This window comes from Staphylococcus sp. FW104-15G4D (assembly GCF_058790135.1).
In genome coordinates this window covers 330,463-342,886 of sequence record NZ_JBYTCH010000002.1, presented here as the reverse complement: position 1 = coordinate 342,886, position 12,424 = coordinate 330,463, and the positions used below count along the sequence as shown (strand labels likewise).

Annotated in this window: 14 protein-coding genes; 11 read left to right on the top strand and 3 right to left on the bottom strand. The window is 31.7% G+C overall.

Annotation, left to right across the window (positions count from 1 at the left end; translation table 11 throughout):
• The first annotated feature begins 23 nt into the window (after positions 1-23).
• The gene (locus tag AC3WQX_RS08070) at positions 24-782 is read left to right on the top strand and encodes a CPBP family intramembrane glutamic endopeptidase (protein WP_193626826.1); all 759 of its coding nucleotides are present in this window, start codon (positions 24-26) and stop codon (positions 780-782) included.
• Positions 783-894: 112 nt separating this feature from the next.
• On the opposite strand, the gene AC3WQX_RS08065 is transcribed toward AC3WQX_RS08070, so the two are convergent.
• Complete coding sequence (locus AC3WQX_RS08065) at positions 895-1,950, bottom strand: zinc-dependent alcohol dehydrogenase family protein (RefSeq protein ID WP_030058768.1); 1,056 nt, start codon at positions 1,948-1,950, stop codon at positions 895-897.
• A gap of 184 nt (positions 1,951-2,134) precedes the next feature.
• On the opposite strand from AC3WQX_RS08065, the gene AC3WQX_RS08060 reads away from it, so the two are divergent.
• From AC3WQX_RS08060 to AC3WQX_RS08045, 4 genes are all read left to right on the top strand, one after another.
• Positions 2,135-2,542 carry an acyl-CoA thioesterase gene (locus AC3WQX_RS08060; RefSeq protein ID WP_030058771.1) on the top strand — a complete coding sequence of 136 codons (408 nt, stop codon included), beginning with the start codon at positions 2,135-2,137 and terminating at the stop codon, positions 2,540-2,542.
• A gap of 66 nt (positions 2,543-2,608) precedes the next feature.
• Positions 2,609-2,935 carry a thioredoxin family protein gene (locus AC3WQX_RS08055; RefSeq protein WP_030058773.1) on the top strand — a complete coding sequence of 109 codons (327 nt, stop codon included), beginning with the start codon at positions 2,609-2,611 and terminating at the stop codon, positions 2,933-2,935.
• A 155-nt stretch (positions 2,936-3,090) separates the two neighbouring features.
• The gene (locus AC3WQX_RS08050; RefSeq protein ID WP_213667891.1) at positions 3,091-3,939 is read left to right on the top strand and encodes a YitT family protein; all 849 of its coding nucleotides are present in this window, start codon (positions 3,091-3,093) and stop codon (positions 3,937-3,939) included.
• 105 nt (positions 3,940-4,044) lie between these two features.
• Positions 4,045-5,016, top strand: coding sequence for an alpha/beta hydrolase fold domain-containing protein (locus AC3WQX_RS08045; protein WP_030058775.1), 972 nt, complete (start codon positions 4,045-4,047; stop codon positions 5,014-5,016).
• A 91-nt stretch (positions 5,017-5,107) separates the two neighbouring features.
• Here the strand turns inward: AC3WQX_RS08045 and AC3WQX_RS08040 are convergent, their stop codons facing one another.
• Positions 5,108-6,028, bottom strand: coding sequence for a DMT family transporter (locus tag AC3WQX_RS08040; RefSeq protein ID WP_030058776.1), 921 nt, complete (start codon positions 6,026-6,028; stop codon positions 5,108-5,110).
• A 103-nt stretch (positions 6,029-6,131) separates the two neighbouring features.
• Here AC3WQX_RS08040 and AC3WQX_RS08035 point away from each other — a divergent pair, with 103 nt between their 5' ends.
• On the top strand, positions 6,132-7,004 hold the full coding sequence (locus AC3WQX_RS08035) for an AraC family transcriptional regulator (RefSeq protein WP_070862138.1): 873 nt from the start codon (positions 6,132-6,134) through the stop codon (positions 7,002-7,004).
• A 20-nt stretch (positions 7,005-7,024) separates the two neighbouring features.
• On the opposite strand, the gene AC3WQX_RS08030 is transcribed toward AC3WQX_RS08035, so the two are convergent.
• Positions 7,025-7,345: a hypothetical protein gene (locus AC3WQX_RS08030; protein WP_030058779.1), complete on the bottom strand. Its 321-nt coding sequence runs from the start codon at positions 7,343-7,345 to the stop codon at positions 7,025-7,027.
• A 464-nt stretch (positions 7,346-7,809) separates the two neighbouring features.
• Between AC3WQX_RS08030 and pgsB the strand changes: the two genes are divergently transcribed.
• Genes pgsB through AC3WQX_RS08005 form a run of 5 tightly spaced genes read left to right on the top strand, consistent with a single transcriptional unit; the run spans position 7,810 to position 12,279 of the window.
• Entirely contained in the window at positions 7,810-8,967 is a 1,158-nt protein-coding gene (pgsB, locus tag AC3WQX_RS08025; protein WP_002432337.1) for a poly-gamma-glutamate synthase PgsB, read from the top strand.
• A gap of 4 nt (positions 8,968-8,971) precedes the next feature.
• Positions 8,972-9,424: a poly-gamma-glutamate biosynthesis protein PgsC gene (gene pgsC, locus AC3WQX_RS08020; RefSeq protein ID WP_030058780.1), complete on the top strand. Its 453-nt coding sequence runs from the start codon at positions 8,972-8,974 to the stop codon at positions 9,422-9,424.
• A gap of 23 nt (positions 9,425-9,447) precedes the next feature.
• Positions 9,448-10,521: a CapA family protein gene (locus tag AC3WQX_RS08015; protein ID WP_030058782.1), complete on the top strand. Its 1,074-nt coding sequence runs from the start codon at positions 9,448-9,450 to the stop codon at positions 10,519-10,521.
• Complete coding sequence (locus AC3WQX_RS08010) at positions 10,511-10,672, top strand: hypothetical protein (protein ID WP_002432774.1); 162 nt, start codon at positions 10,511-10,513, stop codon at positions 10,670-10,672. Before AC3WQX_RS08015 ends, AC3WQX_RS08010 begins: the two co-directional genes overlap by 11 nt.
• 2 nt (positions 10,673-10,674) lie before the next feature.
• The gene (locus AC3WQX_RS08005; RefSeq protein WP_193626828.1) at positions 10,675-12,279 is read left to right on the top strand and encodes a gamma-glutamyltransferase; all 1,605 of its coding nucleotides are present in this window, start codon (positions 10,675-10,677) and stop codon (positions 12,277-12,279) included.
• Positions 12,280-12,424 lie beyond the last annotated feature (145 nt).

Genomic DNA, 12,424 nt, shown 5'->3' with positions numbered 1-12,424 from the left:
CACTAAAGCTGGAGGTTAAAAGTATGTGTGATTCTAAAATAAACAAGAATTCTAGAGTTAGACATCAAGGGAACAAGATAATCAATGTTCTCATCTACTTAATAATGATAGTCGTAATACAAGTTCCTGTGGGTTTATCACTTGTTGCACTTCCATTATCTTTAAGACTGAATGATTGGTATACAATAGCGATGAGTATGTTTATTCTAGGAATTACACTTTTAATCATTTGGGGGATAAGATCCTATTATTTATATCGTACTTATGAATATCAAGATTTTAAGATGAGTATTAAAGATATCTTTATCAATATTGGTTTTTTCTTTCTCGTAATTCTCTGTAGTATTAGTGCGAATGCTTTAATGTTTATTTTTACAGGTAATTCAAACACACAAAATCAGGAAACAATAGATGACAGTTTAAGTTCACTTATGGATAAAAGCCATTTACCTCATCCCACTATTGTATTAGTAACCGTATTGTGTCTTTGTATCATAGGACCATATTTAGAAGAATTGTTATTTAGAGGAATCTTTAAGGAAACTTTATTTATGAAATGCCGCTTTTGGCTACCCTTAATTTTCTCATCATTGATATTCAGCTCTCAACATCTATCATCAAATATATTTTCTTATGCAATTTATTTTTTAATGGGAATTATTCTCTATATTGCTTATGATAGAAGGCGAAACTTGAAGGACAGTATGATGGTACATATATTTAACAATTCTTTAACAACGCTACCTTTTTTAATTATTTACTTATATTTCTATTTTAAATAATAATGAAAGTTTTGATTTAGCAAAAAGCATTTAATTCAAACTTGGTCATCTGTCACATAATGATTAAGTAAGAATTAAATGCTTATTTTTTTAGTGTTTAAAAAAGGGTATATTATACTGGAGTAATATCATTCTCTATAAGTAACTTAATTGCTTTATGGTCAGTTGCATTTCTAAATAATTCGTAGGCATTTTCAATATCACTTAATTTACTATAATGTGTAACTAATTGTTCAGGTTGAATAATTTTACTTTTTAATGCTTCTAACAATTCTTCAGTTGTATTACCAGAAACTAATCCTGTAGTTACATTGATATTTTTAATCCAAAGTTTGTCTATATCAAATTGAACAGGTAGACCATGAACGCCGACGTTCGCAATCGTACCATCGACACCAATGAGTTTTTGACATAAGTCAAAAGTTTGTGGGATACCTACTGCCTCAATGGCTACATCTACACCGCGAGGATTTAATTCTTTCACTTTTTGTATAGCCTCTTCGACATTTTTAGAATTAATTAAATGCGTTGCACCAAGAGAGCGGGCTGTTTGTAATCGGTTATTGTCTAAATCAATCATGATTATTTTAGAAGGAGAGAAGAATTGTGCAGTTAACAGTGTAGCTAAACCAACTGGACCAGCACCTACTATTGCAACAGTGCTTCCTGGTTTGACCTTTCCTTTTAATACACCAATTTCATAACCTGTTGGTAAAATGTCTGATAGCATTACAAGTGCTTCATCAGGTAAAGAAGCGGGTGCATGATATAAAGAGTTATCTGCGAAAGGAACTTTAACATACTCAGCTTGAGTACCATTGATTAAGTGCCCAAGAATCCATCCGCCATCATTTTCACAATGAGCGTATATACCTTTTGTACAGTAGTAACACTTACCACATGAAGAAACAGCAGATACGATAACTTTATCACCGACTTTAAAGTTATTAACGTTGCTACCAACAGATTCTACAATACCAATACCTTCATGACCTAAAGTTGTATTTTCAGTAACTTCAGGAGTATCTCCTTTAATAATATGTAAATCAGTTCCACAAATTGTTGTTTTAACCATTCTTATAATAGCATCAGTACTTTCAGTAATTTCTGGTTTTTCTTTATCAATGAGTTCAGCCACTCCGGGTTTAACATAGTTGTATGCTTTCATTAGCAAAACCTCCTAATATTGTGAATATTTTCACAATAATTATACCATGCTTCTTGTAAGCGGTTTAAGTCATCTTTATGACAAATAGTAAATTTACTCATATTAATCTTAATCAGTTTATCTAAATGAAAATCTGTAAATAACGTTGTAAAATAAAATTGAATATAGTAAAGGAGAATGAGTTATGAATCATGAAGGTAAATTAGTAGCTGAGAAAGAGATAGAAGTGAATAATTACGATATTGATGCTATGGGTATTGTTAGTAATATTGTTTATGTCAGATGGTTTGAAGACTTACGAACAGTATTTATTAATCAATATATGAATTACTCAGAGATGATTAAGAATCACATTTCGCCGATCCTTATGAAAACTGAAATTGAATATAAAGTGCCTATAACGATTCACGATCGCCCAGTGGGTAGATGTTGGCTTGTTCAAGCTAGTAAATTGAAATGGGTTTTTAAATTTGAAATCTCGTCAGGTGATAAAGTGCATTGCGTAGGGTCTCAAATGGGTGGATTTTATGATTTAGATAGAGAAAAAATCACAAAAATGCCACAAGTATTTCAAGATATTCTTAAAAATTAAATAAAAACTTTGCTAAAAGAAAAGTTTTAATTAATAATAATAGAAAATAAAAGGAAGGTGATGACCATGACTCAAACATTACAAAGTATTTATGCATTTAACCAGTTTATTCAATCTAATGAACTAGCAGTTATCCATGTTATGAGAGATCATTGTAGCGTTTGTCATGCTGTCCTTCCACAACTTCAAGACTTATTACAAGAATATCCTTTTGCAAAATTAGGTGTCGTCAATCAATCTCATGTAGAGGAGATTGCTGGAGAATTATCAATTTTTACAGTACCGGTAGATTTAATTTTCTTAAATGGTAAGGAAATGCATAGACAAGGACGTTTTATCGATATGCAATCGTTTGAACATCAACTTAAGTTAATGCATGATTCTCTTAAATAAAGAAATGGAACAACTTTTGTTTCATTTCTTTTTTTTATTTAAACTTCATTGATTGGGTAGACAAAAACTTAGTGTTATTATTAGAGACGTGTGACTTTTTCAAGAATAAGAAAAATCAAACATATAAAAAATGAAAACACTTGGAGGAGGCTCAAATGGAGAAAAAACGTCGTCAAGAACACTTTAAAAACGTTATTTTTTGTTTACTAGGGACGTTAATTATTGCGTTAGGAGTCAATTGCTTTGTTATTCCTGGTAATTTAGGTGAAGGTGGAGCAATTGGTCTATCGCTTATTTTGAACTATACATTAGGTATTTCACCGGCGCTAAGTTCATTTATTATTAACGCTATTTTAATTGTTGTAGGATGGAAATTTTTAAGCCGAACGACTGCTATATACACTGCAATAACGATTACAGCAAGTTCTATTTTCCTAGATTTAACAGAGCATTTTGGATTAGGTATTCATGAAAACTTTATCAATTCTGTTTTCGCTGGTTTACTCATCGGTATTGGCACAGGACTTGTTATTGCTGCTCAAAGTACATTAGGCGGGACATCAGTTATTGCTAGAATTATAAGCAAATATTCAGAAGTAAAAACCTCTCAAGCATTATTAATTTTAGATACTTTAGTCGTGCTATCCTTCCTTCTTGTCTTACCGGTTTCAAATGTACTTTATACAATTGTTATGCTATTCATAGTGGAGAAAGCAATGGCTTTTGTAGTAGAAGGTTTTAATCCTAAGAAGGCTGTGACAGTGATTTCTGAATACAATAGACAAATAAGCTCTGACATATATCAAGCAACTGGCAGAGGGTCAACATTATTAAGTGGTAAAGGCGCTTATCAGCAAAACAATACAGATGTATTATACGCTGTTGTTTCACAAAGTCAGATTGGTACTGTGAAGAAGATTGTTAATTCTTATGACGAAAGTGCCTTCCTCGTCATACACGATGTGCGTGATGTCTTAGGTAATGGTTTTATTAATACTAAATAATTAATCTTCTTATTTAATTAGGGACTGTTGAAGTCATTTACTCAAAGTTTTTCTATTTTTGATTTAAAATGGTATTAAATAGAAAATGAGGAGGTCGACTTTCAGATGTTGAGAAAATTAGCAACCATTATAGGATCCACTATTGTCGGCACAATTTTATATGCAAGAGTCAAAGAAAAGAGAAGTTATAAGAGCTTTTTACAAGAAAAAATGATTCGCATGTCTGGAATGAAAAAAACGTTTGAAAATGTACAAGATGCAGAAAAAGCTCTAGAGGAAACGAAATACGAAACAGCGGGTAAATATAGTGGAACAGATTATGAATTTAGTCATGGAGTTCAAATTAAAGACTACGATGGTTCCTTAGTTTATATCGTCAATGATGAAGGACAACGCGATCAACGTACTATTTTGTATATACACGGTGGAGCATGGTTTCAGGACCCATTAGATTATCATTTTGAATACATGGATTTATTGGCTGATTCGCTAAATGCGAAGGTTGTTATGCCAATTTATCCAAAAATTCCACATAGGGATTATCGTACTACATTTGAATTACTGACAAAGCTGTATCATCATTTGCTAAATAAAATAGATGATTCAAAACAAATGATAATAATGGGGGATTCTGCTGGTGGACAAATTGCATTAGCGTTTGCTCAACAGCTTAAAAAAGATAGTGAACCACAACCAAGCCATATTGTATTAATTTCACCTGTTTTAGATGCAACATTTAGTAATCCAGAAGCTCGAAAATATGAAAAAGAAGATCCAATGTTGGGTATTGAAGGTAGTAAATATTTAGTCAATTTATGGGCTGGCGATGCACCTTTAGATCATTACAAATTATCACCAATGTATGGAGATTTAGAGGATTTGGGGCATATTACTATAACAACGGGTACGAAAGAAACATTGTATCCAGATGCTGTTAAATTCTCAACTATGTTGAATGAAAAGGGTATTAATCACGAATTTATACCAGGTTATAGCTTGTTCCATATTTATCCTATTTTTCCTATTCCAGAACGAGAACGCTTCTTAGAACAATTAAAGCGTATTATCCTAAAATAATTTCGATAAGTTAAAAGCTCACATGAGAAAAATCACTCATTATGGTATTTCCTCATGTGAGTTTTTTAATTTTTAGTGGCTGGTAATCATTTTAGTTGTCGATATTGGGTTGCTTTTTCAAAGAAAGAACTAAAATAAGAACGACTATGATAATAATTCCTAATATTTGAAAAGCCTTAAATGATACACCTAGAAATAAACCACTTGCTACAACTGCAACTACAGGTTCTATCGTACCAAATAACGTTGTTTCTTTAGCTGATAGATATTTCAAGCTATCAATAAATAGATAATATGCTAGAGCAGTGCCTCCAATAATTCCAAATATTAAATAAAGAAACGTGGACACATGCCATTGAGTCATACTGACGTTCCAAATAGGATGACGTAAAGTCATAATTATACCGGAAATAATCATTGCCCAACCAACGACTAAAATGGAGGCATATTTATTCAATAATTTTTCCGCATAGATAGTGTAAAATGCTAGAGCTAATCCGGCCAAGATTCCCCAAAATAAGCTTGAAGGGGCAACAATTAATTTAGAAAGTGAACCGTTTGTTAAGAGCAGAAATGTACCGACAAGTGTCAAGAGTACAACAACTATATCAAATGCCCTTAGCTTTTCTTTACCTCTGAATGCAAACCATAGAATGATATATACAGGCGCAATATATTGTAATAAAGTAGCGACTGCTGCATTACCTTCATTAATTGATGCCATGTAAGCATATTGAACGATTAACATGCCAAAGAGACTATAAATTATCAAAGTAATCACGTGAGATACACGAGTAAAAATGACAAATATGGATTGTCTAGAATTCATTATTTTAAACATGACTAATAAAAATAAACCGCTAATTATTAATCTTGTAGTTACATACCAGTCTACATTGATTCCTGCATGCTTAAATAGAAAATCTGAAACAGTTCCCCCTAATCCCCATAAGCTTGCCCCTATAATAGCGAATAAGATACCTTTTAATCTCGATTGTTTATAACCTTTCAATTCGCCACCTCCATAATGATGATTAATCTCATGATATATAGTATATAATGAGAAATATATCTTTTTACTTTAAAAAAGTATCAATATGTTGAGGTTGATATTCATGGCAATAAATATCCGATTGAAAGATAATTTAGAAGAAATTATTCATTATCCAGATTCCTTATGGCAACATATCATGTTACATACTCAACTTGACCAAACGATTCTAGGTTATATCCCTTTGCATTGGCACAATGATTTACAGCTAATGGTGGTCACTTGTGGGACTATTCAAATTGAAATTGCTAATCAAACCGTTGTATTAAAAAAGGATCAAGCTTTGTTTATTAATACAAATGTAGTTCATAAAATAGAAGGGCTTGAAGCGGATACTTCCTTTTACTGTTGGAATATTGGTTTACCTGATGCGACAGACTATGTAAATTATAAATATGTAAATCAAATTATTAATACGCTTGATAAGCATCCTTATATGAAAATAAATGGTGTCAATGTAGAAGAAAAGATATTAATTGAAAAGATAAAAAATGTAGGAGAATTATTTGAAGCAAAAGATAAGCATTATCAACTTAATATATTAAGTGAGTATTATATTTGTTTGAAATATCTCGTCATGCTGATTGATCAAACTCATCATTCCAAACAATATTATTACTTTGATCAAAGAATAAAAGAGTGCATAAACTTTATTCAGAGGAATTACACATATAAAATAAAAATGCATGACTTATGTAAGATATCCTGCATTAGCAGTTCAGAAACGATTAAGCTCTTTAAAAGGTATGTAGGTATGACGCCTTTTCAATATTTATTGCATTATCGATTGGAAAAGGGCGCAAAGCAACTTAAATTAACTCATAATAATGTAACGGAAGTAGCTATGGATTGCGGTTTTTCTACAACGAGTTATTTCATACAGGTGTTTAAAGATAAATACAAAGTTACACCTAAACAATTTCAATTATCACATTAATAAAAATGCGAATTCTGTTATCAATATACCTGATAACTGGAATTCGCATTTTTTGGTGTTTGATGATAATTATTTTGAGTGTTATTCGAATTTACATTTTTGTAGTTAGAAGTTGTGAAAGAATGTGAATGAGATGAATCTGAATGACTTGATGTTGAACTTACGTCCTCATCACTATTTCTAGATGTGTTGTTGATACGAGAATGATCACTATCTAAAACTGAATTACTCATATCTTTACCTTGTAAACTACCGATAAGTATAAAAGCAAGATAACAACTACAAACAACTAGTATGATTGCAAGATAGACGCCAACAGCGAGTTTTACTGGTTTATCCATCCATATCCTCCTAAGGTCGTAGTAACTTTCATATTAAAGATAACATGTGTTTTTTAAGCTAATGTAAATTCAAAGTAAAATTCTCATTACTTTACTAAAGATATGAAATGAATTAAAAAATTCTACAATATAAAAATAAAATTTATCATTTTTTCTAAAAAATGCATAGTGTATATGCAATAACTTTACATTTATTTACATTATCTTAATGTTGGGTTAAAAGATTTAAAACTGAGTCAACACGCACATGATAGTCTACTACTAGTTAGAGAATAAAAAAATTTGTAATGAATTATGATGAATTATATAGATTATATTGACTTTTGATTAATTTTTTATTTAGACTTTACTATGATGGAAACGTTTTAAATTTTTGTAAAAATTGTGAGTTAATTAATTTAAATTAGTGTTTATCATTTTCCATTAACAATTTAATATTACATAGAAAAGCGAGGTAAGACGGATTGATTCTCATTATAGTGTGTGTCCTGTTGATTCTATGGCTAGGAATTAAAGAAAAAAGACGTCATGCGAATCGACTAAAGAAAATCCCTTTACGAATTAATATCAATGGGATTCGTGGGAAATCTACAATCACTCGAATGGCTTACAGTGTGCTTCGAGAAGACCATTACAGAGTAATCGGTAAAACGACTGGAACAGATGCAAGAATGATGTACTGGTTCACACAGAAAGAATACGATGTAATTAGAAAACCTCAAGGTGCAAATATTGGTGAACAGCGTGATATTATTCGTAAGGTTGTAAAGCAAAAAGCAAACGCACTTGTTAATGAGTGTATGGCTGTTAACCCTGACTACCAAATTACATTCCAAAAAGATTTAGTAAAGGCAAACATTGGCGTTATTGTAAACGTGATGGAAGATCACATGGATGTATTGGGTCCAACTCTTAAAGATGTAGCTCAAGCCTTTACAGCAACTATTCCATATAATGGTAAATTAGTTGTAATGAAAGATGAATATACTGATTTCTTCGCGAAAGAAGCTAAAAAGCGAAATTCGGAAATCATCGTTGTAGATAAAGACGAAATACCTGAATCATACTTAAGAAAATTTGACTACTTAGTCTTCCCGGATAATGTTGCCATTGTCTTAGGTATAGCAGAGGCTGTTGGTGTAGATTATGAAACAGCACTTCAAGGTATGTTAAATGCCCCAGCCGATCCAGGTGCGGTGCGTATTAAATATTTCCATGCAAATAACACGCAAAATGTCTTTGTTAATGCTTTTGCTGCAAATGAACCAAAATCTACAAAGGCAATTTTGAATAAAGTTGAATCATATAATTATCCATACAAAAAGAAAATTATCATTTTAAATTGTCGTTCAGATAGAATTGATAGAACACAATTATTCGTTGAAAATTTCTTAGAAGATGTTGATTATGATGTTTTAATTTGTACTGGTAAGAGTACGCAAATGGTTTCAAACCTAATGCAAAAAATGCCAGATAAGAAATATTTAAATTACGAAGGGCAAGAATTCTCTGAAATTGAAAAAGGAATTATGCATGAGTCAGAAAATGCACTTGTCTTTTGTGTAGGAAACATCCACGGCCCGGGTGGAAGAATAGCGGAATTCATAGAAGGGATAGAATAAAAAAATGATAGGTTCAGAGTTATATTTCTCCTTATTCGTAGGTGTTATTCTCAGTTTAATATTTGCTGAGAAATTCGGGATCAACCCGGCAGGACTTGTTGTTCCTGGTTACTTAGCTTTAATTTTTGATCAACCCATAATGTTATTATCAGTATTGATTATTAGTTGTTTAACTTACTTTATTGTTAATAACGGTATTAGTAATTGGGTGATTTTATATGGTAGAAGAAAATTCGCTGCTATGATTTTAACTGGTATGGTACTCAAGTTTATATTTGACTTAATTTATCCTCTCACGCCATTTGAGATGGTTGAAGTTTCAGGTATTGGTGTTGTCATTCCAGGAATCATTGCAAATACGGTTCAAAAGCAAGGTGTCGTAATTACATTATCAACTACAATGTTATTAACTTGTATTACTTATGTCATCTTGTTCTTATATAGCTTTATCAACTAATCACGAACAAGGAGCGCGTATTAATGAAAAAGAAAAAACGATTATCGCCCAGTGAGTGGTTACTTAAACAGTCTAAAAGACATAAAAGAAGAAACACGCTTTACACGGCGATTGTCCTTTTATTAGCTTTAATTCTATTAGTATTTGCGATCAGAGCAATACATGTCGATCCTGTCAAAAGTGATGCTAAAAGTGGAAATAGCCTTCGATTTACATACTTAGGCAACATTACTTTAAATAAACACATTCGCCAAAATAATTTGAATGATGTATTTGCAGGAATTCAAGACACATTAAAGAATAGTGATTTTTCTTCGGCTTCTTTATTGGTTAATGAATTTTCAAAAAATCAAAAAGATGATCTTAATAAAAACATAGAAAATATCATGTTCTTACGTAAACAAAATATTAAAAGTGTAAATCTCATCAACAAGTCTATTGATAATATTCAAGCGACAGAGTTAATGAGAAAAGTTGAATCTCAAGCAGGTTATAACTTTTTAACAGGAAATGGTTCAAATCCTATAAATAGTAAAACTGTTCAACAAGAAATTAAAGGTAAGAAAATCGCAAATGTATCATTTACAGATGTTGAATCAAATTATACTAAACCTTTAAAAAATACGACTTCAATCAGTTTAGATCCGAAGATTTTTTATCCACTCATTAAGAAGTTAAAAGAAAACAATGATTACGTAGTAGTTAATGTTGACTGGGGTATTCCTAATGAAAGAAATGTAACTGATAGACAAAAAGAATATGCGCACGCATTATCAGATGCTGGTGCTGACATTATTGTTGGTCATAATTCAGTTGTACAGAAAATAGAAAAATATAAAAATACACCTATTTTCTATAGTTTAGGTAATACAACTTCAGATGACTTCTTATCGAAAAACCAAAAAGGCATGGTCGTACAACAAGATTGGAACGGAAAACATAATAAATTCCATATCACACCAATTCAGTCAAAAGACGGTAAAATCTCTAAAGATGATATGAATAAATTGGATCATGTAAGATTCCATAACAATATCAAAGATAAAACAGTTAATTTAAAATCAGATAATAGTGGAGGTTATACTTTTGAATATTAAAAAACATTGGTTGCCAATCGTCGTTGTCATCTTAGTTATTGTCATTTTCTTATTAGTGACATTTGCCAAAGCAAATGAAGGTTTAGATCATTATGAACAAAATGAATTGAAAAATGGAGAACAGCAATATCTTTCAAAAGGGGCAAGCTAAATATGAATATATATAATAAAGTGACCTTGAGTGTCATTTTAGTTATAACAATTGTGATTTCGTTCCTCTTTTATTTCTTAACAACAGAGAAGAAAGTGGACAAAGACACGTTATATGAAAATAAGATAGCGAACCATAAACAATCTGGTAACCAAAAAAATTATGGTGTTGCCTCTAATAATGCAATTGCAACTAAAGTAGGTAATAAAATAATTGAAGATGGCGGTAATGCAACAGATGCAGCTGAAGGTGTTGCTTATGCTCTAGCTGTAACTGAACCTCATTCGTCTGGTTTAGGCGGTGGGGGCGCAACGCTAACCTATAATGGTAAAGATGGAGAAGTCCCTAAAATGTATGAATATAAGACAATGTCTTCATACAATTATAAACAAGGCGACAAAATCGGTGTACCTGGCTTCGTTAGAGGTATGCATGATATGCATGAAAAAGAAGGTAAAATGGATGAGAAGAAAATCTTTAACTACGTCATTCCTTTAGCAGAAGATGGCTTCGAAGTAGATTCAGAACTTGAACGTAGTTTGAAAATTTACGGCTCTAAGATTGACCGTAATTCACCTTTCTTCAAAGGAAGTAAAACAGTACGTGAAGGTGACGTTGTTAAGCAAAGTAAACTTGCTGACACGTTAAAGAAAATCCGTGATAAAGGCCCAGATTACTTCTACAAAGACGTAGGCAAAAGTATTTCTAAACAGTTAAAAAATAAATTGACTGAAAAGGACTTCACAACCTTCAAAACTGAATCAAAAGAACCAGTAAGCACAACTTATAAAAATAACAAAATTTATTCAACTTCTAACCCATTAGGTGGTACGCTAACTTTACAAGGTTTAAAAGTTGATGAACAAGAAAACCAAAATAATGCTGACCGTACTAGCTTTATTACTGCGATGATTAAATCACGTGATTTAATGTACCAAAACCGTGATATCGTTAATGGTTCAGAAGCAAGTAACGACCAACAATTATCGGATGATTACTTACTTGGTCAATTAAATAAAGTTAATGTTGGAAGCAACACAGAAAATGGTAGTGACTTTAACCAAATAAGAACTGATAATACAAGTACAACGCACTTTGTAGTTATTGATAAAGATGGTAAATTAGCAAGCACGACTAATACACTTTCAAGTTACTTTGGATCTGGTGATTTCATGAAAGAAGGATTCTATATGAACAACTCATTAGGAGACTTCTCTAAAGAATCAACGAGTCCTAACTATGGGGAACCTCATAAAGCACCAAGATCATTCATTTCACCATCAGTAGTGGTAGGTCCTAACTTCTACATGGGTATTGGTACTCCTGGAGGTAACAAAATTCCTACTATCTTAGATGAGGTTATCGTAGATTATTTAAATGGTAACGGTACGTTGCAAGAATCTGTTGATAAACCACGTTTTTATAATGATGGTGGTACAGTTTATTATGAAAATGCTACAAGCGATGAAGATATTAACATCTTCAAAAGTTTAGGTTATGGCGTTCAGGAAAAACGTAATGACCCTAACTTCGGTAGTGTTCAAGGTGCCGTGTATGATAAAAATAAAAAATCAGTAGACGTCGGTTCAGATGTTGGTAACCGTTAAAAATTAAATACAAATAATAGTACACCTTCAAAGTTGAAATCATATCACTTTGAAGGTGTTTTTATGTATTTAGTGGAATCATGTGATTAAAACATTTAATTTTAAAATGACTGATTTATGATTGCAATATTAATTTTCCCTCACC